The sequence below is a fragment of the Nonomuraea sp. B19D2 genome (assembly GCF_040137845.1).
GTDB lineage: Bacteria > Actinomycetota > Actinomycetes > Streptosporangiales > Streptosporangiaceae > Nonomuraea.
Genome location: NZ_JBEFAK010000037.1, coordinates 1 through 24,001, shown reverse-complemented (window position 1 = coordinate 24,001; position 24,001 = coordinate 1). Strand labels below are relative to the sequence as shown.

The 24,001-nt window shown below is 71.4% G+C and carries 22 protein-coding genes and 1 pseudogene; 16 read left to right on the top strand and 7 right to left on the bottom strand.

What is annotated here, in order from left to right:
* Positions 1-43 precede the first annotated feature (43 nt).
* Together ABN273_RS43670 and ABN273_RS43665 are read left to right on the top strand one after the other, a co-directional pair.
* Positions 44-1,534: an Nramp family divalent metal transporter gene (locus ABN273_RS43670; RefSeq protein ID WP_349455450.1), complete on the top strand. Its 1,491-nt coding sequence runs from the start codon at positions 44-46 to the stop codon at positions 1,532-1,534.
* Positions 1,534-2,022: a hypothetical protein gene (locus ABN273_RS43665; protein ID WP_349455449.1), complete on the top strand. Its 489-nt coding sequence runs from the start codon at positions 1,534-1,536 to the stop codon at positions 2,020-2,022. Before ABN273_RS43670 ends, ABN273_RS43665 begins: the two co-directional genes overlap by 1 nt.
* Before the next feature lie 197 nt (positions 2,023-2,219).
* On the opposite strand, the gene ABN273_RS43660 is transcribed toward ABN273_RS43665, so the two are convergent.
* The 3 genes from ABN273_RS43660 to ABN273_RS43650 all read right to left on the bottom strand — a co-directional run bounded on the left by ABN273_RS43660 (position 2,220) and on the right by ABN273_RS43650 (position 4,717).
* Positions 2,220-2,399, bottom strand: a complete 180-nt coding sequence (locus ABN273_RS43660; RefSeq protein ID WP_349455448.1) for a hypothetical protein — start codon at positions 2,397-2,399, stop codon at positions 2,220-2,222.
* A 104-nt stretch (positions 2,400-2,503) separates the two neighbouring features.
* Positions 2,504-3,241 carry a GntR family transcriptional regulator gene (locus ABN273_RS43655; protein WP_349455447.1) on the bottom strand — a complete coding sequence of 246 codons (738 nt, stop codon included), beginning with the start codon at positions 3,239-3,241 and terminating at the stop codon, positions 2,504-2,506.
* A gap of 231 nt (positions 3,242-3,472) precedes the next feature.
* Positions 3,473-4,717, bottom strand: a complete 1,245-nt coding sequence (locus ABN273_RS43650; RefSeq protein WP_349455446.1) for an MFS transporter — start codon at positions 4,715-4,717, stop codon at positions 3,473-3,475.
* Positions 4,718-4,806: 89 nt separating this feature from the next.
* Between ABN273_RS43650 and sucC the strand changes: the two genes are divergently transcribed.
* Genes sucC through ABN273_RS43620 form a run of 6 tightly spaced genes read left to right on the top strand, consistent with a single transcriptional unit; the run spans position 4,807 to position 11,697 of the window.
* On the top strand, positions 4,807-5,937 hold the full coding sequence (gene sucC, locus ABN273_RS43645) for an ADP-forming succinate--CoA ligase subunit beta (RefSeq protein ID WP_349455445.1): 1,131 nt from the start codon (positions 4,807-4,809) through the stop codon (positions 5,935-5,937).
* Positions 5,937-6,815 (top strand): succinate--CoA ligase subunit alpha, encoded by an 879-nt coding sequence (gene sucD / locus ABN273_RS43640; protein ID WP_349455443.1) that lies wholly within the window; start codon positions 5,937-5,939, stop codon positions 6,813-6,815. Before sucC ends, sucD begins: the two co-directional genes overlap by 1 nt.
* Positions 6,812-7,576, top strand: coding sequence for a hydroxypyruvate isomerase family protein (locus tag ABN273_RS43635; RefSeq protein WP_349455442.1), 765 nt, complete (start codon positions 6,812-6,814; stop codon positions 7,574-7,576). The genes sucD and ABN273_RS43635 overlap by 4 nt, the downstream gene beginning before the upstream one ends.
* Positions 7,573-8,433, top strand: a complete 861-nt coding sequence (locus tag ABN273_RS43630) for a 2-hydroxy-3-oxopropionate reductase (RefSeq protein ID WP_349455441.1) — start codon at positions 7,573-7,575, stop codon at positions 8,431-8,433. The genes ABN273_RS43635 and ABN273_RS43630 overlap by 4 nt, the downstream gene beginning before the upstream one ends.
* Entirely contained in the window at positions 8,430-10,151 is a 1,722-nt protein-coding gene (gene gcl, locus ABN273_RS43625; protein WP_349455440.1) for a glyoxylate carboligase, read from the top strand. Before ABN273_RS43630 ends, gcl begins: the two co-directional genes overlap by 4 nt.
* Positions 10,152-10,161: 10 nt before the next feature.
* The gene (locus ABN273_RS43620; RefSeq protein ID WP_349455439.1) at positions 10,162-11,697 is read left to right on the top strand and encodes an aldehyde dehydrogenase family protein; all 1,536 of its coding nucleotides are present in this window, start codon (positions 10,162-10,164) and stop codon (positions 11,695-11,697) included.
* A 20-nt stretch (positions 11,698-11,717) separates the two neighbouring features.
* Here the strand turns inward: ABN273_RS43620 and ABN273_RS43615 are convergent, their stop codons facing one another.
* Positions 11,718-12,062 carry a DUF6703 family protein gene (locus ABN273_RS43615; protein WP_349455438.1) on the bottom strand — a complete coding sequence of 115 codons (345 nt, stop codon included), beginning with the start codon at positions 12,060-12,062 and terminating at the stop codon, positions 11,718-11,720.
* A 58-nt stretch (positions 12,063-12,120) separates the two neighbouring features.
* On the opposite strand from ABN273_RS43615, the gene ABN273_RS43610 reads away from it, so the two are divergent.
* The 3 genes from ABN273_RS43610 (at position 12,121) to ABN273_RS43600 (ending at position 14,146) form a co-directional block, all read left to right on the top strand.
* Positions 12,121-12,408 carry an antibiotic biosynthesis monooxygenase family protein gene (locus tag ABN273_RS43610; RefSeq protein WP_349455437.1) on the top strand — a complete coding sequence of 96 codons (288 nt, stop codon included), beginning with the start codon at positions 12,121-12,123 and terminating at the stop codon, positions 12,406-12,408.
* Positions 12,409-12,504: 96 nt separating this feature from the next.
* A complete protein-coding gene (locus tag ABN273_RS43605) occupies positions 12,505-13,890 on the top strand; it encodes a glycine--tRNA ligase (protein WP_349455436.1) in 1,386 nt (461 codons plus the stop codon).
* Between the two features lie 88 nt (positions 13,891-13,978).
* Complete coding sequence (locus ABN273_RS43600) at positions 13,979-14,146, top strand: hypothetical protein (protein WP_349455435.1); 168 nt, start codon at positions 13,979-13,981, stop codon at positions 14,144-14,146.
* A gap of 31 nt (positions 14,147-14,177) precedes the next feature.
* Here the strand turns inward: ABN273_RS43600 and ABN273_RS43595 are convergent, their stop codons facing one another.
* Positions 14,178-17,411 carry an AfsR/SARP family transcriptional regulator gene (locus ABN273_RS43595; RefSeq protein ID WP_349455434.1) on the bottom strand — a complete coding sequence of 1,078 codons (3,234 nt, stop codon included), beginning with the start codon at positions 17,409-17,411 and terminating at the stop codon, positions 14,178-14,180.
* A 201-nt stretch (positions 17,412-17,612) separates the two neighbouring features.
* Between ABN273_RS43595 and ABN273_RS43590 the strand changes: the two genes are divergently transcribed.
* A complete protein-coding gene (locus ABN273_RS43590) occupies positions 17,613-19,121 on the top strand; it encodes an FAD-dependent monooxygenase (RefSeq protein WP_349455432.1) in 1,509 nt (502 codons plus the stop codon).
* A gap of 90 nt (positions 19,122-19,211) precedes the next feature.
* Positions 19,212-19,874, top strand: a complete 663-nt coding sequence (locus ABN273_RS43585) for a GDSL-type esterase/lipase family protein (protein WP_349455429.1) — start codon at positions 19,212-19,214, stop codon at positions 19,872-19,874.
* Positions 19,875-19,952: 78 nt separating this feature from the next.
* On the opposite strand, the gene ABN273_RS43580 is transcribed toward ABN273_RS43585, so the two are convergent.
* Positions 19,953-21,476 (bottom strand): DUF1349 domain-containing protein, encoded by a 1,524-nt coding sequence (locus ABN273_RS43580; protein ID WP_349455428.1) that lies wholly within the window; start codon positions 21,474-21,476, stop codon positions 19,953-19,955.
* 152 nt (positions 21,477-21,628) lie between these two features.
* Here ABN273_RS43580 and ABN273_RS43575 point away from each other — a divergent pair, with 152 nt between their 5' ends.
* Together ABN273_RS43575 and ABN273_RS43570 are read left to right on the top strand one after the other, a co-directional pair.
* Positions 21,629-22,291: a response regulator transcription factor gene (locus ABN273_RS43575; RefSeq protein WP_349455427.1), complete on the top strand. Its 663-nt coding sequence runs from the start codon at positions 21,629-21,631 to the stop codon at positions 22,289-22,291.
* Entirely contained in the window at positions 22,288-23,403 is a 1,116-nt protein-coding gene (locus ABN273_RS43570; protein ID WP_349455426.1) for a sensor histidine kinase, read from the top strand. Before ABN273_RS43575 ends, ABN273_RS43570 begins: the two co-directional genes overlap by 4 nt.
* A gap of 31 nt (positions 23,404-23,434) precedes the next feature.
* On the opposite strand, the gene ABN273_RS43565 is transcribed toward ABN273_RS43570, so the two are convergent.
* Complete coding sequence (locus ABN273_RS43565) at positions 23,435-23,575, bottom strand: hypothetical protein (protein WP_349455425.1); 141 nt, start codon at positions 23,573-23,575, stop codon at positions 23,435-23,437.
* A 133-nt stretch (positions 23,576-23,708) separates the two neighbouring features.
* Between ABN273_RS43565 and ABN273_RS43560 the strand changes: the two are divergent.
* Positions 23,709-24,001, top strand: a pseudogene (locus tag ABN273_RS43560) (MFS transporter); the annotation flags it as partial.

The following is a 24,001-nucleotide window of genomic DNA, read 5'->3' as shown; positions in this document are numbered from 1 at the left end:
AATCGGGGCGCACGAGAAAGAACAACCCCCAGGAGGTCCGTAGGTGGACACATCGAAAACACCACCGGCGACGGCCACGCCGCCGGTCGAGGACGATCGAGTATGGAAAGCGGGCCGGCTTGAGCCGATGCCCATCAGGAAGCTGCCCGACGCGCCGCCGTCGGTGCACATTCTCGGGCCGACGGTCTTCCTCGTCGCGCTGGGCGTGGGCATGGGCGAGTCGTACATGTGGCCCAGGCTGGTGCTGCTGTTCGGGCCCGAGATCAGGTGGCTGTTCCTCATCGGCGTCACGCTGCAGGCCGTGGTGATGCTGGAGATGGCGCGGTACGCCATGGCCACGGGGGAGAGCATCTTCTCCGGCGCGGCCAGGGTGTTCAAGCCGATCATGTGGTTCTTCTTCGTCGTGGCCGTCGCCGTCTACATCTGGCCGGGACACCTGTCGGCGGGAGCGGCGGCGTTCGAGGAGATCACCGGCATCCCGTGGGTGGTGACCGCGATCGCCGGGCTCATCCTGGTCGGGGTGGTGTTCAGCCTGGCCAAGGTGATCTACAACGTGCTGGAGAACGTGCTGTCGCTGCTGATCGGCGCGCTCGTGCTCGGCACGGCGGTGGTCGCGGCCATGGTCGGGTCCTGGGGCGACGTGGTCTCCACGATCATCGGCATGTTCTCCTTCGGCTACTTCCCGTCGGAGGCCATGTCGGCGGCCTGGTTCCCCGTCATCGTGGGCGCGTGCGCCTTCGCGGGGCCGTCCGGCATGCAGCAGATGTGGTACACGCTGCACCTGCGTGACTCCGGGGCCGGCATGGGCGCGCACATCCCGCAGGTCCGCGGGCTGCGGCACGCGGGCGAGGAAGAGGAGATGCCCGCGCGCGGCTTCATGTTCGACACCGAGGACCCGGCCGAGATGGCAAAGTGGAAGGGCTGGCGGCGCTGGGTCACGTTCGACGCCCTGCTGCTGTTCTGGGGCATCACCATGCTGGTGACGATCTCGTTCACGGTGATCGCGCAGTCGGCCGTGCGGCAGAACCCGGGCGTGCGCGCGGTCATCCAGGGCGACGACCGCGAGGTCGCGCTCACCGCGATGGCCGACGCCGTCTCGTCGGCGGGCAGCTCGGTGCTCGGCGGGGTGTTCCTCGGGTTCATCGCGCTGATCGGGCTGAACGCGACTCTGGGGCTGTTCGACTCCTTCTCCCGGGGGCAGGCGGACATGACGTACAACTTCATCCCCGGGGCGAAGAAGCTGGGCATGTCACGCCTGTACGGGATCTTCCTCTGGGGCGTGATCATCTTCGGCATCCTGATCCTGCTGTTCGGGCCGGCCGACGGGCCGAGCGGGATCCTGGACACGCTGGCGTTCCTGTCGACGTTCGCGATGGGGGCGTACTGCGTGACGCTGCTCCTGGTGAACAACCGCATGCTGCCCAAGCCGATCAGGCCCAGGTGGTGGACGAACGTGATCATCGGGTGCGGCGCGGTGTTCTATCTCGGGATGCTGTTCTACAGCCTGTTCGCCTACGGCGTGGTCGTGGGCTGATGGGGGGACGGCACAGCATCGAGCTCGCCCTGCCAGGGGCGTCGATCGGAGCCGTCGCCGGAGCCATGGCCGGTGGGCTGACCCTGCTCGCGGGGCAGCCCACCGGGATGGCCGCGCTGTCGGCCCTGTCCCTCGCCGTGCCGCTCGCCCTCTTCGGCGGCCTGTACGGCGTGCTGCTCGGCCACGGCGTGTTCCGCCCGGGGACCTTCGGGCTCGTCGGCCTGTACTGGGTGGCGGCCTTCCCCGTGTCCCGGCTCGCGCAGGAGAGCCTGGCCGGGGTCGGCCTGGGCGACGGCGTGCTGCCGTTCCTGGCGTACCAGGCGATGGTGAGCCTCGGCTTCGCGATCGGCTTCGTCTGGCTGCACGAGCGGATCATGCCGCACTGGCTGTTGCGCCGCGCCCACGCGAACCCGCTCGCCAAGGCGCTGCTCGGCCTCTACGTACGGCACGCCGGCATGTTGCGCGCACGAAGGGAGCAGCGGCGGTGAACCTGCCCGTCTGGATCTGGCTGACCACGATCGGCGGGTTCGCGCTCGTGGTCGCGGTGGACTTCTGGATCGTCGCGAGGAAGGCCCCTGGGGCGCGAGCGTGCCTTTGACGCCAGGGCCGCCGCCTCGCAGGAGGTGGAGCCCGAGCCTGCGGAGCGCTGATCACGCCGCGGTCGGGGCCCGCCCCCTGCCGCGGCTCAGTGCCGTGGGCAGTCGCGTACGTCGTGCTCCGCCGCGGCCCACTCCCGCAGGTAGCGATCCGCGTCGTCGGCGGAGTAGTGCTTCTTGAGCGCCGTGCTCAGGCCCAGGCCGATCGCTCGGCCGTCCGCGGCCTGACCCGGGGGATCACCGAGGAGAAAGCGGATGAACGCCTTCATGGGTCATACACCTCCTGACTCTTCGGCTGACTCTTTGACCGATTCTCTGGCTCCACCCTCCACCCGAGGTGTTTCGGAGCATGTGCTCTTCTGTGAACGTCAGATCAACCGAGCTGCCGCGGGCGGCGCCGGCGTACCGGCTTGGGCGCCGGCTCGGCCGGCTCCTTCTCGCGCTGCGCCAGGTAGGAGGCGCGGGTGTGCTCGGTGTGCTCCCGCATGATCTTCGCCGCGCGGCGCTCGTCGCCCGCCTCGATCGCGTCGATCAGCGAGGTGTGCTCCTCCCACGAGGCCATGCCGCGCTGGCGGGCCACCGGCGTGTGGTACCACCGCACCCGCCTGGCCACCTGGCTGGCCAGCTCCGAGAGGACCTTGTTGCCCGACAGGGCGGTCACCAGGGCGTGCAGCTCGGAGTTGGTCGCCACGGCCGCCTCGACGTCGTCGGACTCCACCGCCGCGATGCCCCGCGCGCACAGGGCGCGCAGCCGCTGCACGCCGTCCTCGCCCGCGTGCTTGGCGGCCAGCCTGGCGGACTCGGTCTCCAGCAGCGTGCGGACGGCCAGCAGCTGGTCGGCCTCCTCCAGCGTCGGGACGTGCACGAACGCGCCCTGCCCCGGGAACAGGTCCACCCAGCCCTCACCGCTGAGTTGCTGCAACGCCTCGCGGACCGGCTGCCTGGAGACTCCCAGCAGCTCGGCCAGCTCGCTCTCGACCAGGTGCTGTCCCGGCTTGAGCTGCCCGGAGACGATGAGCTCTTGGATAGCCTCGATAACGCTCTCCCTGAGCGTGGCAGGGCGGGGAATCTTGGCGGCCGCCGCCTGACCGGCCTGATCCGACAGCAACATGTCTCGTCTCCAGGGCTGCGTTAAAGTTTTTCGTCGACTGCCTACAGCATACCGTCCAGGGGTTGTCTCTGACGGTGAGTCTCATCACAGGAACCCCTTGCGGATGGCCGGCGCGTCGCGCGCCGCACTCCGGCTGGGGTCCCTTCGGAGGGGGAGCGGGGCGGGACGGTGGCACCGCCATCTCGGGCCGTCACCGTCGTGCCGCGGTGCGCCGCCGTGTCACAGAGGGTGTCACGGGGGGATCGTGGCGGGGAGGCCCGGGATGCGGAGACGGGGGGTGGCCAGGGCGGGCAGCGCGGCGAGCGCGGTGGCGACGCCCAGCGCCGTCACGGCGCTGCTCAGGGCGAGCAGCGCCAGCGCGACGGCCGCGACTCCGGCCAGGGCCTTGGCGCTGTAGACGACGGCGTGGATCTCGCCCGCCCGCTCGACGCCGAAGAACTCCCGCACCAGGCTGGCGAGCAGCGGATAGAACGCCCCGCCCCCGAGCCCGGCGGCCACGACCCCCGACCACAACAGCGGTCCGCTGCCCGGCGTGGCGTGCTGGACGGTGGCGGCGAGGAGGAGTTGGCCGGCGGTGAGCGCCGTCAGCACGGCGGCCAGCACGCGCCGCCGCCCGAACAGCTCCGAGCAGCGCATCGCCACCGACCGGCTGGCCCCGTTCAGCGCCACCAGGACGGCGACCGCGCCCCACGAGCCCGTGCCCGCGACGACGATCACGTCGAGGACCGACACCGCACCCGCGCATGTCAGGATCAGGGCCAGCGCGGGCAGGGTTCGCGTGCGCAGCGCCTGAGTCAGCCCGAACTGCTTGGCCGCCTCCGGGGTCGTGCGCAACCTCGCCGCGTCCAGCGCGTGCGAGCGCGGGTCGACGCCGTCGGGCCACCACAGCGCCGGAGCCAGCCGCAGGTGCCGCGCCGCCGTTCCGATGACCGCCACGGCGACGGCGGCGACGACCAGGAACGCGGTGGCCGTCGCATCGGGGGCGATCCCGGCCCACACCAGCACGGGCACCGCGCCGTACCCGAAGGCGCCGGTGATCAGGCCGACCCGGGCGGCGGGCCGCTCCGGATACCAGGAGGAGACGACCTCGCCGCAGATCCCGTAGACCAGGCCCGCCCCCAGCCCGCCGAGCAGCGCGTAGCCCACAAGGGCGATGAGGCTCGGGCCGCTCGGCGCCGCGGCGGCGAGGCCGAGGGCGCTCAGTACGGCTCCGGCGGCCAGGCAGACGCGGACGCCGAGGCGGCCCCGCCGTACCAGGTGGAGGGCCGGCAGGGCGCCCGCGGCCTGGCAGGCGATCCACACGGCCAGCAGGGTGAGGCCGGTGGCCTCCTTGGCGAGGAGGGCGGCGTAGCCGTACTGGAGCGGGCTGATCGCCGCCATGGCGCCCCAGGCCAGCCAGAACATGCGTGTGCGGTCGGCGGGGACGGGGCCGGGGAGGTACGAGCGCCCGCGCCAGTCTCGAACTGCATTCTCCATACTGTATGGAATATCCAGAAGACGAGCGCCTGTCGAGACCCTAGACGAGGGATTTTCCATACGGTATACCGTCTACAAAGGAGGCTCGAATGGACCTGTACGAGTACCAGGCGAAGGAGCTCTTCGGGCGCCACGGGATCCCGGTCCCACCAGGCAGGATCGCGGCCACCCCAGCCGAGGCCCGCGAGATCGCGGCCGAGCTGAACGCACCCGTCGTCATCAAGGCCCAGGTGAAGACCGGCGGACGCGGCAAGGCGGGCGGGATCAGGCCCGCGGCGGGTCCGGTCACCGCCGAGGCGGAGGCCGAGCGCGTCATCGGGATGGACATCAAGGGGCACGTCGCGCGCAGTGTGCTGGTCGAGGCCGCGACCGTGCCGTTCGAGGAGTACTACGCGGCCTTTCTGGTGGATCGGGCCGAGGGCGGATTCCTGGCGATGGTGTCCGGTCAGGGTGGCATGGAGATCGAGGAGCTTGCGGCCACCGACCCCGACGCGCTGGTGAAGCTGCCGATCGACCCCGTGACAGGCGTGGACGCGGACACCGCGCGGCTGCTGGCGGCCAAGGCGGGCCTGCCCGACCAGGCAGCCGAGGTGCTGGAGAAGCTGTGGCGGGTCCTGGTCGCGGAGGACGCCCTGCTGGTCGAGGTGAACCCGCTGATCTGCACCACGGACCAGCGGATCCTGGCCCTCGACGGCAAGGTCACCCTGGACGACAACTCCGCGTTCCGGCACTCCTGGGAGTACGCCGAGCAGTCCGACAGCCTGGAGGACCGCGCCCGGGCCAAGGGCTTGAACTACGTCAAACTGGCCGGCTCCGTAGGGGTGATCGGCAACGGCGCCGGACTGGTCATGAGCACGCTCGACGTGGTCGCCGGGGCCGGGGCCGCCCCCGCGAACTTCCTGGACATCGGCGGCGGCGCGTCCGCCCAGGTCATGGCCGACGGGCTGGAGATCATCCTGGCCGACCCCGACGTGCGTTCGGTGCTGGTCAATGTCTTCGGCGGCATCACGGCCTGCGACGCGGTGGCCAACGGCATCGTCACCGCACTCGGGCTCCTCGGCGAGCGCGGCCTCGGCAGGCCCATCGTCGTACGGCTGGACGGCAACAACGCCGAGGTGGGCCGGCGCATCCTCAGCGACGCCAGGCACCCGGCGGTCCGGCAGGTCTCCACCATGGACGGCGCCGCCGAGATGGCGGCCAGACTCGCGGCAGGTGCGTGATGGCGATCTTTCTGACCAAGGACAGCCGGGTGCTCGTGCAGGGCATGACCGGCGCGGAGGGCACCAGGCACACGGCCCGCATGCTGGCCGCGGGCACCGACGTCGTGGCCGGGGTGACGCCCGGCAAGGGCGGGCGGTCCGTGGACTTCGGCGAGCGCACGGTGCCCGTGTTCGGCTCGGTGCCGGAGGCGATGGAGGAGACCGGGGCCGACGTGTCGGTGGTGTTCGTGCCGCCGCGGTTCACCGGCTCTGCCGTGGAGGAGGCCGTCGCGGCCGGCATGCCGCTGTGCGTGGTCATCACCGAGGGTGTGCCGGTCCACGACACGGTACGGTTCCGCGCCCTGGCGAACGGCCGCACCCGGATCGTCGGGCCCAACTGCCCCGGCCTGATCAGCCCGGGCCAGTCGTCGGCCGGGATCATCCCCGCCGACATCACCTCGGCCGGACGCATCGGGCTGGTGTCGAAGTCGGGCACGCTGACGTACCAGCTCATGTACGAGCTGCGCGACCTCGGTTTCTCGACCGCCGTAGGCATCGGCGGCGATCCGGTCGTCGGGACCACCCACATCGACTGCCTCCAGGCGTTCCAGGACGACCCGGGCACAGACGCCATCGTCATGATCGGCGAGATCGGCGGCGACGCCGAGGAGCGGGCCGCCGCCTACATCGCCGCGAACCTCACCAAGCCCGTGGTCGCCTATGTGGCCGGGTTCACCGCGCCGGAGGGCAAGACCATGGGGCACGCGGGCGCGATCGTGTCCGGTTCGTCCGGCACCGCCCAGGCCAAGAAGGAAGCCCTGGAGGCGGCGGGGGTCCGCGTCGGCCGCACCCCGTCGGAGACGGCTCGCCTCATGCGCTCGGCGTTGGGCGCGCGATGAGGTTCGACGTCAATCTCTCCATCCTCTTCACCGACCTGCCGCTGCTGGAACGGCCCGCCGCGGCGGCCAAGGCCGGGTTCGACGCGGTCGAGCTGTGGTGGCCGTTCGGCACGCCGGACCCGGGAAGCGTGGAGCTGGCGGCGCTGCGGCAGGCGATCGAGGACGCCGGAGTCCGTCTCGTGGGGCTGAACTTCGACGCGGGGGACATGGCGGCCGGCGAACGCGGCCTGCTGGCCAGGCCGGACGGCTCCGCCCGGTTCCAGGCCAACATCGACGTGGCGGTCCAGCTGGCGGGCGAGCTGGGCTGCGGCGTGCTCAACGCCCTGTACGGCAACGAGCCGGGCACCGACCGGGCTCTGGCCGTGGCCAACCTGCGCAGGGCGGCCGACGCGGCGGCGAGCATCGGCGCGACCGTGGTCGTCGAAGCCCTCAACTCCCACGAGAACCCGAAATATGCGATCACATCGTCGCAGGCGGCGTTCGAGCTGATCGACGAGGTGGACCGGGAGAACGTGGCCTTCCTGGCCGACCTGTACCACCTGCACCGGATGGGCGAGGACGTGCTGGAGCTCATCGACCGGCACAGCGCCGGGTTCGGCCACGTGCAGATCGCCGACGACCCCGGCAGGGGACACCCCGGCAGCGGGCGCATGCCGTACGACGAGATCTTCCGTCGGCTGGCGGCCGCGGGCTATCGCGCCCACATCGGCCTGGAGTACCGGCACGAGGGGCCGGGCGCGTTCGACTGGAGGCACGCATGAACATCGGGTTCGTCGGCTTGGGGATCATGGGCAGCCCGATGGCGGCCAACCTCCTCAAAGCCGGACATGTCGTGACCGGGTATGACGTGAGCGTCGAGCGGGTCGAGCAGCTCGTGGCCCTGGGCGGCAAGGGCGCGTCCAGCGTGGTCGAGGCGGTTGGCGGCGCGGCGGTGGTGATCACGATGCTGCCCGACTCGCCGCAGGTGGAGGAGGTCGCGCCGCAGGTCATCGAGTACGGCCGGCCGAACCTCCTCTACATCGACATGAGCACCATCATGCCGGAGACCTCCCGCCGGGTCGCCAGGCAGGCCGCGGCCGTCGGCGTACGGGCGCTGGACGCCCCGGTCAGCGGCGGCGAGCGCGGCGCGGTGGACGGCACCCTGTCGATCATGGTGGGCGGCGAGGCGGAGCACTTCCAGGCGGCCCGGCCGGTGCTGGGAGTGCTCGGCACGACGGTCGTGCACGTCGGCCCGGCCGGCGCGGGACAGACCGTCAAGGCGGCCAACCAGCTCGTCGTCGGCGGCATCTACGGGCTCGTGTCGGAGGCCATCGTGCTGCTCGAAGCCTCGGGCGTGGACCCCGTGGCCGGCCTCGACGTGCTCGCGGGCGGCCTGGCCGGCTCCAGGATCCTGGAGCTCAAGCGGCACACCATGGTCAAGCGGGAGTTCGCCCCCGGGTTCCGGATCGACCTGCACCACAAGGACATGGGCATCGCCGTCGCCGCGGCCCGGGAGGCCGGCGTCAGCCTGCCGCTCACCGGGCAGGTCGCCCAGCTCGTGGCCGCGGCCAGGGCGCAGGGCCACGGCTCGCTCGACCACTCCGCCCTGCTCAAGGTCGTGGAAAGGCTGAACGGATGAGTCGAATTCCGTGCATGGAGGCCGTGGTCGCGGTGCTGGAGTCGGAGGGGGTGGACACCGTCTTCGGCATCCCGGGCGCGGCCATCCTGCCGCTCTACGCCGCGCTCCAGCGCAGCTCGATCAGGCACATCACCGTACGCCACGAGGAGGGCGGCACCCACGCGGCCGACGGCTGGGCCAGGGTGACCGGGAACGTCGGCGTCTGCGTCGGCACCTCAGGCCCCGCCGGCACGAACATGATCACCGGCCTCTACACCGCACTCGCCGACTCGATCCCGATGATCTGCGTCACCGGGCAGGCGGTGAGCTCCAAGCTGCACCAGGAGGCGTTCCAGGCGGTCGACATCGTGGAGATCGCCCGCCCGGTGACCAAGTGGGCGGTGCAGCTCAAGGAGCCCGCGCAGGCGCCGTGGGTGTTCAGGGAGGCGTTCAGGATCGCCCGCTCGGGACGGCCGGGGCCGGTGCTCATCGACCTGCCGCTCGACGTCCAGCGCGGGACCTGCAGGTACGACCGGGAGCTGGACGCCCCGCTGCCCGTCGAGGAGCCCGGACCGTTGCCCAGGGCCGTCCGCAAGGCCATGGACCTGCTGGCCGGGGCCAGGCAGCCGATCATCCTGGCAGGCGGCGGCGTGATCATCGCCGAGGCGTGCGACGAACTGCGTGCGCTGGCCGAGCACCTCCAGGTGCCCGTGCAGGTGACACTCATGGGCAAGGGCGCCTTCCCCGAGGACCACCCGCTGTTCGCGGGCATGGCGGGCATCCAGACCCAGACAAGGTGGGGCAACGCCGCCTTCCTGGACAGCGACCTGGTCCTCGCCGTGGGCGCCCGCTTCGGCGACCGGCACACCGGCGACCTCGACGTCTACCGCAGGGGGCGCACGTTCGTGCACGTGGACATCGAGCCCACGCAGATCGGCCGGGTCTTCGAGCCCGACCTGGGGATCGTCGGCCACGCCCGCCCCGTGCTGGCGGAGCTGCTGGCCGAGGCGCGCCGCCGTACGGCGCCGAAGGAGCCCGGCAAGTGGGTACGGAGGATCGCCGACCTGCGCCGGACCATGACCCGCCGCGACGACTTCGACGACGTGCCGATCAAGCCGCCACGGGTGTTCAGGGAGATCAACGAGTATTTCGGCAGGGACACCACCTTCGTCACCGCCATCGGGCTCTACCAGATCTGGTCCGGCCAGTTCCAGACAACCTACCTGCCGCGCCGCTACCTGGTCTGCGGCCAGGCCGGGCCGCTGGGCTGGGAGGTGCCCGCCGCCATGGGCGTCAAGTGCGCCCATCCCGAGCGCCAGGTCGTGGCGGTGGTGGGCGACTACTCCTTCCAGTTCCTCATGGAGGAGGTCGCGGTGGCCGCACAGTACCGCGTCCCGTTCGTCATCGTCATGATCAACAACGAGTACCTGGGGCTCATCCGGCAGGCCGAGCTCCCGTACGGCATGAACTACGCCGTGGACCTGCACTACGGGGAAGGCGGCATCGATCACGTCAAGGCCATGGAGGCGTTCGGCTGCCCGGCGCGGCGGGTGGAGCTGCCGGGCGACATCCGCGACGCCCTCGCCTGGGCGACGGCGGAGTCGGCGCGGGAGCGGCTGCCGGTGCTGGTGGAGGTGATGGTGGAGCGCGAGGCCAACGCCGCCATGGGGCCCTCGCTTGAGGCGATCAAGGAGTTCGAGCCGCTGCCCGAGCTCATCACCGCCGACTGGTCCGACTGAGGAGGGGCACATGCGACTCAAGCCGGGTACGGCCTGGCGGGACGCCTACGACAGGTGCTGTTCCGCGGCCCCCGAGGCCTTCCACGACGACCGGGTGCTGAACCACTGGGGCGGCATCTGGCACCGCGACGGGCGCCCCGTGCCCGGCTTCTCGCCGCTGGACGGCACCGCCATCGCGGGCCTGCCCAGGCTCGACCGGGCGGGCGCGGGACGGGCGGTGGCGGGCGCGGCCGAGGAGCACCGGAGGTGGCGGCACGTGCCGCTCGCCGAGCGCAAGGCCATGGTGTCCGCCGCGGTGGAATCCATGGCCGCGCACCGCGACCTGCTGGCCCTGCTGCTGGTCTGGGAGATCGGCAAGCCGTGGAAGACCGCCTGCGCGGACGTGGACCGCTGCCTGGACGGCGTGCGCTGGTACGTCGCCGAGATCGACCGCATGGTCGCCGGGCGCACGCCGCTGCCCGGGCCCGTCAGCAACATCGCGAGCTGGAACTACCCGATGAGCGTGCTCATGCACGCCATGCTCGTGCAGGCGCTGGCCGGCAACGCCGTGATCGCCAAGACGCCCACGGACGGCGGGCTGTGCTGCCTCACGCTCGCCTGCGCGCTGGCCGTACGGGAAGGGCTGCCGTTCACGCTGGTCAGCGGGGGAGGGGCGGAGCTGTCGCCGGTGCTCGCCGGCGGGCGCTCGCTGGGCTGCGTGTCGTTCGTGGGCGGCAGGGACGCGGGGGCGAAGGTGGCGACCTCGCTGGCCGACCTCGGGCGCAGGCACGTGCTGGAGCAGGAGGGGCTCAACTGCTGGGGCGTGTGGGAGTACGGCGACTGGGACCTGCTCGCCCGGCAGATCCGGGCGTCGTTCGACTACGGCAAGCAGCGGTGCACCGCCTATCCGCGGTTCGTGGTGCAGCGGTCGTTGTTCCACGAGTTCCTGAGGGCGTACCTGGCGGCCGTGGGGTCTCTGCGGTTCGGACATCCGCTCGCGGTGGACTCGCCCGGCGACCCGCTGCCCGAGCTGGACTTCGGGCCGCTGATCAACGCCTCGAAGGCCAAAGAGCTGGCCGACCAGGTGGACGAGGCGGTGGCCAGGGGCGGGGTGCCGGTGCACCGGGCGCCGCTCGACGCCGGACATTTCCTGCCAGGGCGGGATATTTCGGCGTATTTCGCGCCGACGGCGCTGCTCAACCCGCCCCGCTCGTCGCCGCTCTTCCACGCCGAGCCGTTCGGCCCGGTGGACACGTTCGTGCTGGTGGACACGGAGGCGGAGCTGCTGGCCGCGATGAACGCCAGCAACGGCGCCCTGGTGGCGACGCTCTCCTGTGACGAGGAGGAGACGTTCCGGCGGCTGGCGCCGGAGGTGCGGGCGTTCAAGGTGGGCCACAACCGGCCGCGCTCGCGGGGAGACCGGGAGGAGCTGTTCGGTGGACTCGGGGCGTCATGGCGCGGCGCGTTCGTCGGCGGCGAGCTGCTCGTACGGGCCGCCACCACGGGCCCGGAGGGCGAGCGCCTGCCGGGCAACTTCCCGCACTACACGCTGCTGCCTCAGCAGTAGCAGGCCCGTCAGAAGGTCACTCAGAAAGCGCCGAAGCGGGTCGCCACCACCAGGGCGAGAAAGATCAGCACGGCGACCCGCAGCAGTCTGCCGCCGGCCCCGAGCGACGGCCATGACAAGTACGCCAGCCACCCCACGAACGCCAGCACGACCAGCGCGGCCAGCCCGCCGAGCCAGTTGCTCACGGCGAACCCGGTCAGCAGCAGGATCACCAGAATCGCGGGCGCCACCCACCGGGGCACCTGCGTGAACAGATATGTCATCGGCACGGCGCTGCGCTGCTCGACGGCCTTGCGCAGACCGGTCGCGCCCGGCGTGAAGAACTGCTCGCCCTTGGGAAGCGGGCGCTTGCTGTCAGGGGCCACTCCCAGAGCCTACGGCAGTCGGCGTGTCGGCCACCCGTAACGCGTTTAATCTGGTCGGGTGCTCGCCGTGATCCGATACACCGTTCCAGAGTCCCAGTCCCAAGATTTCGTCAAGCAAGGCCAAACCATCCTCGAGACGCTCGCCGCCCAGCCTGGCTTCCGGCATGGCAGGCTGGCCCGTTCGGTCGACGAGCCCAACCTGTGGGCGCTTGTCACGGAATGGGAGGGCGCCGGCTTCTACCGCAGGGCTTTGTCGGCTGCGAGGATGGCGATGTACCCGCTGATGATCCTCATGGTCAACGAACCCAGTGCCTTCGAGGACGTCTATACGCAAGACGGGGCGTAACGATTAGTGGCGCGCGAGAGGGTGCGTGCGTCCCCTAAGCTGGGATCTCACGAATTTCACCTCGCCGACCTCCAGCCGGAAAGAGAATCAACCAAAATGGCACGACGCACCGACGTCATGGACACCATCGTCAGCCTCGCCAAACGCCGCGGGCTCGTATACCCGTCGAGCGAGATCTACGGCGGACTGCGCGCGTCGTGGGACTACGGTCCACTGGGTGTCGAGCTCAAGAACAACGTCAAGCGGCAGTGGTGGCTGTCGATGGTCCAGTCGCGCGACGACGTGGTGGGCCTCGACTCCTGCGTCATCCTGGCGCCAGAGGTGTGGCGGGCCAGCGGCCACGTCGAGACCTTCACCGACCCGCTGACCGAGTGTCTCTCCTGCCACAAGCGCTTCCGCGCCGATCACCTCATCGAGGCGTATGAGGAGAAGAACGGCAAGTCGCCCGAGGGCGGCCTGGCCGACATCACCTGCCCCAACTGCGGCAACAAGGGCACCTTCACCGAGCCCAGGCAGTTCAGCGGCCTGCTCAAGACCTACCTCGGCCCGGTCGAGGACGAGTCGGGGCTGGCCTACCTGCGGCCCGAGACCGCGCAGGGCATCTTCATCAACTACCTCAACGTGCAGCAGTCGGCGCGCAAGAAGATCCCGTTCGGCATCGGCCAGGTCGGCAAGTCGTTCCGCAACGAGATCACGCCGGGCAACTTCATCTTCCGCACCCGCGAGTTCGAGCAGATGGAGATGGAGTTCTTCGTCAAGCCGGGCACGGACGAGGAGTGGCACCAATACTGGATCGACGAGCGCTTCCGCTGGTACTCCGACCTCGGCATCAGCAAGGACAACCTGCGTCTCTACGAGCACCCGAAAGAGAAGCTGTCCCACTACAGCAAGCGCACGGTGGACATCGAATACCGCTTCAACTTCGTCGGCTCGGAGTGGGGTGAGCTCGAGGGCGTCGCCAACCGCACCGACTTCGACCTCAGCTCCCACTCGAAGGCGTCCGGCACCGACCTCAGCTTCTTCGAGCAGGACACGGGCGAGCGCTACGTCCCCTACGTCATCGAGCCGGCGGCCGGTGTCGACCGGGCGACGCTGACGTTCCTGCTCGACGCCTACAGCGAGGACGAGGCGCCCAATGCCAAGGGCGTCATGGAGAAGCGCACGGTCATGCGGCTCGACCACCGGCTCGCGCCGGTCAAGGCCGCGGTGCTGCCGCTCTCCCGCAACGCCGACCTGTCGCCGAAGGCCCGCGACCTGGCCGCGCAGCTGCGCCGCCGGTGGAACGTGGAGTTCGACGACGCGGGCGCGATCGGCCGCCGCTACCGCCGCCAGGACGAGATCGGCACGCCGTTCTGCATCACGGTCGACTTCGACACGCTCGAGGACCAGGCGGTCACCATCCGGGAGCGCGACTCGATGGCCCAGGAGCGCATCTCCATCGACGGTGTCGAGGCCTACCTGCGCCAGCACCTGAACGACTGAGCCCGTCGTCACGGAAGGCCGTCCGCGCCACTCCGGCGGGCGGCCTTTTCTCGGCCGATGCGACAGCTTCGGACTCTTCCCGCTCGCAGTGACCGGATACATCGCGGGCACGGCCCTTCTCGGAGGAGCTGTCATCCTCCGCTACCGGCCTGGCGTGGTGATGTCGGTGCTGGCCCTCATCGGTGTTGCGGCGATCGCCTTCCTCGTCGGCGTTCTGGCGTTCTTCAACGCCTTCGCCCGCTGTTTCGAGTTCTGATCAGGCTCAGGCGCCTGGACGTCCGGCCGGATCACGGCTCTGCACGCCGGGCCGGGTCGACTTCGGTCACGGCCGTCTTCCCGTCCAGCTCCCAGCCCTTCCCGTACGCTGCCGCGAAGGCTTCCTCGCCCAGCGCGGCCCGCCCCCGGCGGGTGAGCTCGCGAACCTGCCGATCGGTGCGGTCGTGAGCGCCGCGCAGCCGGGAGGCGGCGCCGAGCAGGACGGCCGACTCGTGATGCCGCCCGTGCGCCTCGGCGAGCGCGGCCGCGTTCACCGCCACCAGCGACAGGATCGGCAGGTCCCTTGTCTCCAGCGCCGCCGCGTACGCCTTCGCCAGCGCCTTCTCCGCGCCGGCCAGGTCACCCAGCTCCAGGCAGAGCGCGGCCCGTACGCTGCCGGCCAGCGTCCGCGCGTGGTCACCGGGAAACGTGGTGTCGCCGTGCAGACCCCGTTCGGCGCCGTCGAGCAGTTTCCGCGCCCGGTCCAGGTCGCCGAGCCGCACCCAGAAGACGGCCTCCCACGCGTCGACCAGGGCCGGCATCTCCGGCGAGGTGGCGCGCAGCGCCCGCTCCCGGGCCGAGTCGATCATCGCGATCGCCAGGTCGGTGTCGCCGCGCCGCAGGTGCAGGTCGATCCAGCGCAGGTCCATGAACACCTCGTCGCCGAGGCTGAATGAGCCGAACTCACCGGCCAGCGACCGTGCCTCGCGCAGGTCGGCCAGCGCGCCGTCGAGGTCGTCGTCGTACTGCCGCAGCTGGGCGCGCATCGGCAGCGCGGTGGCCTGGCCCCAGCGGTCGCCGGCCTGCCGGAAGCAGGCCAGGGCCGCCTCCACGTCGGTGCGCATCTTGTCGAGCTCGCCCGCGTTCTCGGCGAACTGGGCCCGGAACATGCGGGCCAGCCCCGACAGCCACACGTCGTCGCCGTCGGCCAGGCGCTCGATGATCGGCAGCGTGCTCTTCTCCTCCTGCAGGAACGCGAGCGGGAGCGCGGTGAGCGCGCCGTACGGGCCGGGCAGCTCCGGGTACGCGAGCAGCCGGTCGGCCAGCTCGCGCAGCTGCGCCCGGTCGTCCGCGGCCTCCTCGGCGGTCATCCCCGGCCGGGTGCCGACCCGGTTGATCAGGTAGATCGCGTGGGCGCAGTCACGGTCGGGCGACGGCTCGCCGCCGGGCACCGCCAGTGCCTCGCCCAGCCAGTAGGCCGCGTCGCGGTCCCGGCCGAACATGTGCCAGTACCAGGTCAGGTTCAGCGCGAGAGCGACCGCGCCTGAGGCGTCGCCGGTGTCGCACCGCTGGCGCAGGGCGGCCAGCGCGTTGTCGTACTCGGCGCTGATGACTCGCATGGCCGCCAGCTGGCCGGGCCCGCGCAGCTGCGGCTCGTACCGGGCCATCAGCTCGGCGAAGTAGCCGGCGGCCAGGTCGCGGACGGCGCCGAGGTCGCCCGTCTCGGCCAGGCGGTCGGCGCCGTACTCGCGCAGCGTCTCCAGCATGCGGTAGCGGCCCGGGTCGGGCGCGAGCTGCAGCAGCGACCGGTCGACCAGGCCCGCGAGCAGCTCGGGGAGCTCGGCGGCCGGCACTGCGGTGCCGGCACAGGCCGCGGTGGCCGAGGCCGGCGTGACGCCGCCGGGCAGGATCGAGACGCGTTCGGCGACCGTACGCTCGTGCTCGCTCAGCAGCTCCCAGCTCCAGGCGATGACCGCGCGCAGCGTGCGGTGCCGGGGCAGCGCGGTGCGGCTGCCGGTGGTGAGCAGCCGGAACCGGTCGGACAGCCCGTCGGCCAGCTCGGGCAGCGACAGCGTCCGCAGCCGGGCCGCGGCCAGCTCCAGCGCCAGCGGCATCCCGTCCAGGCTGCGGACCACCCGCCGGACCTCGGGCAGCGTCGTCTCGTCCACGCCGAAGCCCGGGCGCACGGCCGCGGCCCGCTCGGCGAACAGGCGTACCGACGCCGCCCGCCGGGCCTGCTCGACCCCATCGTCCGGGCCGGGCAGCGCGAGCGGGCCGAGCGGCACCAGCGCCTCGCCGTCGACCGCGAGGGGTTCGCGGCTGGTGGCGAGCACGCGCAGCCCGGAGCAGCGGGACAGCAGTGCCGCGACCAGGTGGGCCACGGCGTCGATCAGATGCTCGCAGTTGTCGACCAGCAGCAGGCTCTCCCGGCCGCCGAGCTGGTCGGCGAGTACGTCCAGGTCGGAGCCCTCGACCCGCATCCGGGCCTCGAACATCGCGCCGCCGCGCAGCCCGATCCCGGCGAGCACGGCCGCGCCGACCTTGGCCGGCTCGGTGACCGAGGCGAGGTCGATCATCCAGGCGCCGTCGCGGTACTCGTGGCGGTGGCGGCGGGCGGCCTCGACGGCGAGCCGGGTCTTGCCGGCGCCGCCGGGACCGAGCACGGTGACCAGGCGCCCGGCGGCGAGCAGCGTGCCGATCCGGGCGAGGTCGTCGTCACGCCCGATGAAGCTGGTCAGCGGCGCGGGCAGGTTACTCGGCCTGGTCTGCGCGGCGTCGGCGGCCGGGGCGGGCCGCTCGGCGCGCAGCAGGCGCAGGTGGCGCTCGTGCAGGGCGGCGCCCGGGTCGGTGCCGAGGACGTCGGCTAGGGTCTCGCGGACCCGCTCGTACAGGGCCAGGGCCTCGGCCTGGCGACCTTGGGCGGCGAGCGCGTCCATGAGCAGCGCGGCCGCCCGCTCGTGGACGGGCTGCTCGGCGAGCAGGGCGGTCAGGCGGGCGGCGGCGGCGTCGGCACGGCCCAGGGACAGCTCGGCGGCAGCGAGGTCGGCGACGGCCTCGACCGAGGCGTGGGCCAGCCGGGTCGCGGCGGCGGGCGCCACCGCGGCGACGACCGCGGGCTCGGCGCCGGGACGGTCGTTCCACAGCGCCACGGCCTCGCCGAGCACGGCCACCGCGGCATCCGGGTCGCCGGCGCGCAGGCGGTCACGGCCGGCGGCGGCGAGTTGCTCGAACCGCAGCGCGTCCACGCCTGCCGCGTCCACGCCCAGCCGGTAGCCGCCCGCGGCCTGCGCGACGTCGCCGGCCGAGCCGAGGGTCCGGCGCAGCCGCGAGACCAGGGCCTGCAGAGCGTGGGCGGGGCCGGCCGGCGGGTCCTCGGCCCAGATCGCGTCGACCAGGACGCCCTGCTCGACCGCGCGCCCGCCGGCGAGCGCCAGCCGTACGAGCAGCCCCTGTAACCGCGCACCCCGAACGGGCAGGGCGGCGTCACCGCGAGACGCCTGAAAGGCGCCGAGCAGCGTGACACGAAGCCGCGCATCCCCGTCCATCTCCCGATCCTCGCGCACGCACCCTCGAGTCCCCAAATCACGGCAGGGCTCCGGCTGCCCCTTCGCTGACGCGTCGCAGGACGGGAGTGTCAGCGCCATGTGTGCCCCCGTCAGCGCCGTGTGTGCCCCGTGTGAGCGGCCCGCGTCAGTCTTTACGTGCCTGAAGAGAACAGGACGGCGAGCTTCGGAAGGGGAGTTCTCGTGCATGACGTAGTGATCGTGGGCGCCGGCCCGGTTGGTCTGTTCCTGGCCTGCGAGCTTGGCCTCGCGGGCTGCTCTGTCCTGGTGCTTGAGCGGGAGCCGGAGCCCCGCTCCCCGTGGAAGGCGGACCCGCTCGGGATGCGGGGCCTGTCCGCCACGTCGGTCGAGGCGTTCTACCGCCGCGGGATGCTGGACCCGCTGCTGAAGGCGTCGGGCGTCGACGACTATCCCGGCGCGGAGGAGCCGGCGCCCCCTCGTGGCGTGGGCCATTTCGCCGGCATGATGCTCGATCCGGCCAAGGTCGACGTCGCCGCCCTGCCGTTCCGGCTTCCCAGCCCGGCAATGGAGGGCGTGATGACAAACCTCGAAGCGGTCGAGTCGGTGCTGGCCGAGCGGGCATCCATGCTCGGCGTGGAGGTCAGGCGCGGCGTCACGGTCTCAGCCATAGCGCAGGACCATGAGCTCGTGGTCGCGCAAGCTGGCGAGCACGAGTACGCGGCTCGCTGGCTCGTCGGCTGCGATGGCGGACGCAGCGCGGTGCGCGGGCTCGCGGGCTTCGACTTCGTCGGCACCGAGCCGCAGTTCACCGGCTACGCCGCGCTCGCCACCATCGCCGGCCCCGAGAAGTTGCGCCCGGGGTTCAACCTGACGCCGACCGGCATGTACCTCCAGATGCCCGTGAAAGGGCACATCGGCATGCTGGAGTTCGACGGCGGCGCGTTCGATCGCTCGCAGCGGCCGGCCCGCGAACACCTCCAGGCGGTTCTGCGCCGTGTATCCGGCACCGACGTGACCTTGAGCGACGTCCATCTCGCCTCGAGCTTCACCGATCGGGCGATGCAGACGACGACCTACCGGCTGGGGCGCGTCCTGCTCGCGGGCGACGCCGCTCACATCCACTCTCCCCTCGGAGCGCAGGGACTCAACCTCGGCATCGGCGACGCCATGAACCTGGGCTGGAAGCTCGCGGCGACCGTGCGTGGGCACGCGCCGGACGGGCTTGTCGACACCTACACCCGCGAGCGCCATCCGATCGGCGCATGGGTGCTCGACTGGACGCGCGCCCAGGCGGCGGCCATGAGACCGGATCCGCATGCCCAGGCGATCCAAGGAGTGATTCGCGACCTGATCGGGACCCGTGACGGAACGACCTACGTGTTCGACAAGGTATCGGGATCGTCGATCCGCTACGACCTTGGCAGCGAGCACCCGCTGGCCGGCCGCAACGCCCCGGACCTCCGTCTTGAGGACGGCACTCGCCTCGGCGACCTGCTGCAGGATGGTCGAGGCGTCGCGCTCGATTTCAGCATCGACCGATGCCTCCGCGGTTCAGCGATGGGCTGGGAGAGCCGGATGCGGTATGCAGCAGGGCCGGCGAGAAACGACCTCGGATTGGGTGCCGTGCTTGTCCGGCCTGACGGCATAGTCGCCTGGGCAGGTGATCGCGACCCCGATCGTGAAGCGTTTGAGCGGGCCGCCGGCCATTGGTTCGGCAGTCCGGCGAGCTGAGGCGGCTACCCCGCCGCCTGAATGTCAACGTTGACATCCCCGTAACCGATGTGAACCTTTCCTCTCCTCAACCGAGCTCCAGGAGCGCACATGACGATCACCCTCCGACCGGGCAGCACCGTGATGTTCACCGGCGATTCGATAACCGACTGCCAACGGCTGGAGAGCGAACAGGGCCTCGGGTTCGGCTACCCGCTGCGCATCGCGGGCGAGTGGGGACTCCGGCACCCGGAGCGGGCCGTGACCTGGCTGAACTCCGGGATCGCCGGCAACAAGGTGATGGACCTCGAACCCCGGTGGCAGGCGGACGTGCTCGACGCGCGCCCGGACGTGGTGTCGATCCTCGTCGGCGGCAATGACATGGGCTGGCACTCGTACGACCCGGACGGCTACGTGATCCCCGCGGAGGACTTCGCGGCAGGTTACGACCGCCTGCTCGCGCCCCTCGCCGAGGCCGGCGCCGACCTGATCCTCATCGAGCCGTTCCTCCTGCCGATTCGCGGCCGCGTCGAGGTCGGCGACGCGCACCTCGGCGTGGAGGACCGGAAGAAGTGGCGCGCCGACCTGGACCCGAAGATCCAGGTCGTGCGCGAGCTCGCCCGCAAGTACGGCGCGCACCTGCTCGCCGCCGACGGCATGTTCGCCGAGCTCGCCGCGACGACCGGGCCGGAGTACTGGGCTGCGGACGGCGTGCACCCGACGCCGGCCGGTCACGCCGCACTCGCGGCGGCCTGGCTGCGCCTGGTCGCGTGACCGTGCCTCGCGAGCCCAGTCCGGGGGTGCTGCCGCTGAACGCGCCGAGCGGGTTCTGCGCCTTTGGGTGAGCGGAACCTAACGTGGCACCTTCCTGCGGTGTACGGCTATCGCCGCCCCGAGGGCGAGGGCGGCATATCCGCAGGTCACGGTCAAACCTGCCCATGGCGGGAGCGGGTAATAGCCTCCGAGCAGTGACGTCCCCACGTCCACATGCGCGAACGTGGGGACGCTCTGCGTGATCGCGAACCCGGCGGCAGGGGTGATCATCAGCAGCCATGGCGCCAAACCCGCGCTCGCCAACAGGTAGGGCACGACGACCAGCGCGATGGCCAGCCCGATGGCGACGAAGGCGCGCTTGACCAGCGCGGCGAGCCCCAGAGCCAGTACGGCGGCGGTCGCGGTCAGCGCCGCGTAGCCGACGATCACCCGCAGCTCGGTACCCAGGGTGATCGGCTGAATCGGGTTCTGATTGGCACGCAACATCGCCAGGCCGACGGGGACCACGACCCCGGAGGTCACCAGCCCCGCCACGAACGCGACCGCGCCGACCACCACGGCCTTGGCCGCCAGCCGCCGCGCTGGATGCGGCTCGGCCGGCAGACCGGTCCCGATCAGCACCCGCCGGTGTTCCGCGGTGAAGAACGTGACCGCCACCACGAGCACCAGGATCAGCCCCACGGCCCCGCCGATCAGCGTGAGGTCGGCGCGCAGACCGCCCTCCACCGTGGCGGGCCCGATGTCACCGACCCCGGTCACGAGGAGCTTGTCGCCGGACTCGACGACCCCGCCCGGGTGATGCAGGGTCTTGCCGTCGGGCCCCAAGGAGACGCCGACGTCGTCACGCCGCCACGAGCCGTTCGCGCCCTGCAGCGTGATCTGGTCGAAGGTGGCGGTGACCTGGGCGAAGGCTTCCGCCATCGCCCACAACGCGCCTGGCGAGGTGGCGAACAGCCCGATCTCCACCGTCTCCGGCAGGCCGGTCAGCTCGACCGTGCTGACCTCGGTCCACGTCCTGCCGTCACCTGACTCGTACCCGGTGAGAGTGTCGCCCGACCTGGTCAGCCGCAGCCACCGTGGCCCCTGAACAGGACCGCCGGCCACGTCGTGGGTGAAGTTGTGCTGCATCCGCACGCCGTGGCCGCCGGTGATCATGACAGCGGCGTACGGCGTGCCTCGCTTGAGGCTCTGCCTGACCAGGAGCCCGGCCTTCGCCCACGGCACCACCCCCTCCTTGACGTTGCGCACCCCGGGTACCACGTCCGGCAGCCGCATCTGCCCGGTCATGTCCGACACGCGGGCGGTGATGCTGCCGTTCCCCTTGAGCGGCTGGTGCACGAAGTAGTACTTGTCGCTCACCGCCGTGCCATCGGGACCCACCAGAGGCGCGGGGCAGGGACCCTCGCCCTTCCAGGTCACGCAACTGCTGCGGGCACCCCCGGCGACCAGCAGTCCGAGCGACACGGTGACCAGCACGGAGGCCGCCATGGCGAGCACCCAGCCCCGCACCGAGCGGAACCTGGCCCACTCCGCGCGCAGCAACTCGGGCAAGCCGTCCTGCCCGGCCTGCCGGCTGGATCGGTGAGGCGTGAATGAACTCATGCCGACGGTTGTACGCGGCACCCGGTTCCAGCCGGGTCGCAGCGGCTGCGACCCAGCTGCGACCGGGGTTCTGGCATCGTTTGAGTCATGGCACCTCGACCCGGCGGCCGGTTCGGCCGCCCCACCCGCGCGACGACCGGCGGTGAGTGGCGGTGAGGGTCCTCGTCGTCGAGGACTTCGAGGTCCTCGCCCGCTCCATCGGAACCGGGCTGCGCCGCGAGGGCATGGCCGTAGACGTCGTCCTGGACGGAACCGCCGCCCTCGACCGCCTGGCCGCTACCCGCTACGACGTGGTGATCCTCGACCGCGACCTGCCCGGCGTCCACGGGGACGAGATCTGCCGGCGACTCGCTCACGGTCGCTGTCAGACCCGCGTACTGATGCTCACCGCCTCCGGCACGATCGAGGACCGCGTCCACGGGCTCAGCCTCGGCGCCGACGACTACCTGCCCAAGCCGTTCGCGTTCGCCGAACTGGTCGCCCGCGTCCGTGCCCTGGCCCGCCGCGCCACCCCGCCGCTGCCGCCCACCCTGGCATGCGGGGACATCACCCTCGATCCGGCCCGCCGTACCGCGTTCCGGGCCGGCCGGCGCCTGGAGCTGAGCCCCAGGGAGTTCGCCCTGCTCGAATGCCTGCTCGCCGTGCCCGGCCTGGTCATCTCCGCCGAAGAGCTGCTCGAACGCGTCTGGGACGAGGCCGCCGACCCCTTCAGCAGCGCCGTCAAGCACACCATGCACCGGTTGCGGGCCAAGCTCGGCGACCCGCCCGTGATCGAGACCATCCGCGAAGGCGGCTACCGCATCGGACCGTCATGACCTCCAGAAAGCCCGCCAGAAGGTCCCTGCAGACGCGGCTCGCGCTCGCCTACGCGGCGGGCATCTACGCCGCAGGGGTCTTGGTGGTCGTCTTCGTCGACGTCCCGCTCGCCAGCATCCAGGCGACCAGCCCCAAGGGCCACCCCTCATCGAGCGCGATCACCGGAACCGGGCCCGGGATCAGCCTGCCCCAACTCCTCGCCGGATCCGCCGTCGCCCTGGTCGTGCTGATTCCCGTCGCCCTGGCTCTCGGCTGGTACGTCGCCGGCCGGTTCCTGCAACCGCTGCGCGCCATCACCGCCACCGCCAAAATCATCTCCGCCGGAGACCTCCACCGGCGCCTTGACCTGGGCGAGCCCACGGACGAGCTGACCGAGCTCGGCCACACCCTCGACGACCTGTTCGCCCGCCTCGAGGCCTCCTTCGACGCCCAACGCCACTTCGTCGCCAACGCCTCCCACGAGTTGCGCACCCCTCTGGCCGGCCTGCATACCCTGCTTGAAGTCGCTCTCGCCGACCCCGATGCCGACACCGACACCCTGCGCTCGGCCTGCCAGGAGGCCCTCGCTCTGGGCGGACACCAGGAGCGGCTCGTCCAAGCACTGCTCGCGCTGGCCACCAGCGAGCGCGGCGTCACCCGCTGGGACACCCTCGACCTCGCCCACGTCGTCGAAGGAGTGCTCGCCTCCCGCCGCGGCCAAGCCACGCAGACAGGCATCGACCTCGCCGAACACCTGACGCCCGCGGTGACGGCCGGGGACCCGAGACTGATCGAAAGCCTCGTCGCCAACCTCGTCGACAACGCCATCCGCCACAACCACGCAGACGGGCACGTAGAGATCACCACGCAGACCTCCGGCACGCAGGCGGCCCTTACGGTCACCAACAGCGGGCCGGTCATCCCCGGCAACCAGCTCCAGCGCCTCTTCCAACCCTTCCAGAAACTGGCGCCCGAACGTCACGGCCGCCGCGACGGCTACGGCCTCGGCCTCGCCATCGTCAATGCCGTCACCCATGCTCACCACGCCACCCTCACCACCACCGCACGCCCAGAAGGCGGCCTGTCCATCACGGTGCGGTTCGCGCACGGATCTCATCCGAACCGTCCCTGACGTCAGGACCCGGCCGGTGAGCTGGAGGGCGTCAGGCACGACGATGCCGCCGGACGATGTGGTCACGGCGGAGGTCGGCTTCCTGCGCGGCTGTCGGTGATGGCTCGGTGCCGGGCGGCGTCGCACAGCAGTCGGCGGCGGCGACGAAGGTCCGGACGGTGTCGAGGTCCATGCCGATGCCCTATGACTACAACCGTTCGTTGTGGCCGACGGCTCTGCAGTTGTTTGATTCCCTGGTACGGCGCGCGCTTTGATGCTTGCGATCGCGGATCGGTTGTGCGGGTGAGTGGCGAGGGGCGTCGGGCATGCGGAGCGGGCACCGGTTGGGGCGGCAGTTCGGGTGGCTCTGGGGAGCGTACGGGACCAGCGCGCTCGGCACGTGGCTCGCCTTCGGCGCGTTCCCGCTGATCGCCATCCAGGTGTTGCACGCCGGACCGGCCGAGGTCGCCGCGCTCTCCTGCGTGGGGGCCGTGGTGGGCGCGGCCGTGGCGGTGCCGCTCGGCCCGTGGGTGGAGTTCCGCCGCAAGCGGCCGCTGCTGATCGCGATGGACCTGGTGCGGTTCGCGGCGCTGCTGACGATCCCCACCGCGTACGCGCT

Bases quoted from the DNA above. Each gene is read 5' to 3' on its own strand.
- ABN273_RS43665 (WP_349455449.1), top strand. From the start codon at position 1,534: ATGGGGGGACGGCACAGCATCGAGCTCGCCCTGCCAGGGGCGTCGATC.
- ABN273_RS43585 (WP_349455429.1), top strand. From the start codon at position 19,212: ATGACGATCACCCTCCGACCGGGCAGCACCGTGATGTTCACCGGCGAT.
- ABN273_RS43570 (WP_349455426.1), top strand. From the start codon at position 22,288: ATGACCTCCAGAAAGCCCGCCAGAAGGTCCCTGCAGACGCGGCTCGCG.
- gcl (WP_349455440.1), top strand. From the start codon at position 8,430: ATGAGTCGAATTCCGTGCATGGAGGCCGTGGTCGCGGTGCTGGAGTCG.
- ABN273_RS43650 (WP_349455446.1), bottom strand. From the start codon at position 4,717: ATGGAGAATGCAGTTCGAGACTGGCGCGGGCGCTCGTACCTCCCCGGC.
- ABN273_RS43595 (WP_349455434.1), bottom strand. From the start codon at position 17,411: ATGGACGGGGATGCGCGGCTTCGTGTCACGCTGCTCGGCGCCTTTCAG.
- ABN273_RS43620 (WP_349455439.1), top strand. From the start codon at position 10,162: ATGCGACTCAAGCCGGGTACGGCCTGGCGGGACGCCTACGACAGGTGC.
- sucD (WP_349455443.1), top strand. From the start codon at position 5,937: ATGGCGATCTTTCTGACCAAGGACAGCCGGGTGCTCGTGCAGGGCATG.
- sucC (WP_349455445.1), top strand. From the start codon at position 4,807: ATGGACCTGTACGAGTACCAGGCGAAGGAGCTCTTCGGGCGCCACGGG.
- ABN273_RS43655 (WP_349455447.1), bottom strand. From the start codon at position 3,241: ATGTTGCTGTCGGATCAGGCCGGTCAGGCGGCGGCCGCCAAGATTCCC.
- ABN273_RS43580 (WP_349455428.1), bottom strand. From the start codon at position 21,476: ATGAGTTCATTCACGCCTCACCGATCCAGCCGGCAGGCCGGGCAGGAC.
- ABN273_RS43605 (WP_349455436.1), top strand. From the start codon at position 12,505: ATGGCACGACGCACCGACGTCATGGACACCATCGTCAGCCTCGCCAAA.
- ABN273_RS43565 (WP_349455425.1), bottom strand. From the start codon at position 23,575: ATGGACCTCGACACCGTCCGGACCTTCGTCGCCGCCGCCGACTGCTGT.
- ABN273_RS43660 (WP_349455448.1), bottom strand. From the start codon at position 2,399: ATGAAGGCGTTCATCCGCTTTCTCCTCGGTGATCCCCCGGGTCAGGCC.
- ABN273_RS43630 (WP_349455441.1), top strand. From the start codon at position 7,573: ATGAACATCGGGTTCGTCGGCTTGGGGATCATGGGCAGCCCGATGGCG.
- ABN273_RS43635 (WP_349455442.1), top strand. From the start codon at position 6,812: ATGAGGTTCGACGTCAATCTCTCCATCCTCTTCACCGACCTGCCGCTG.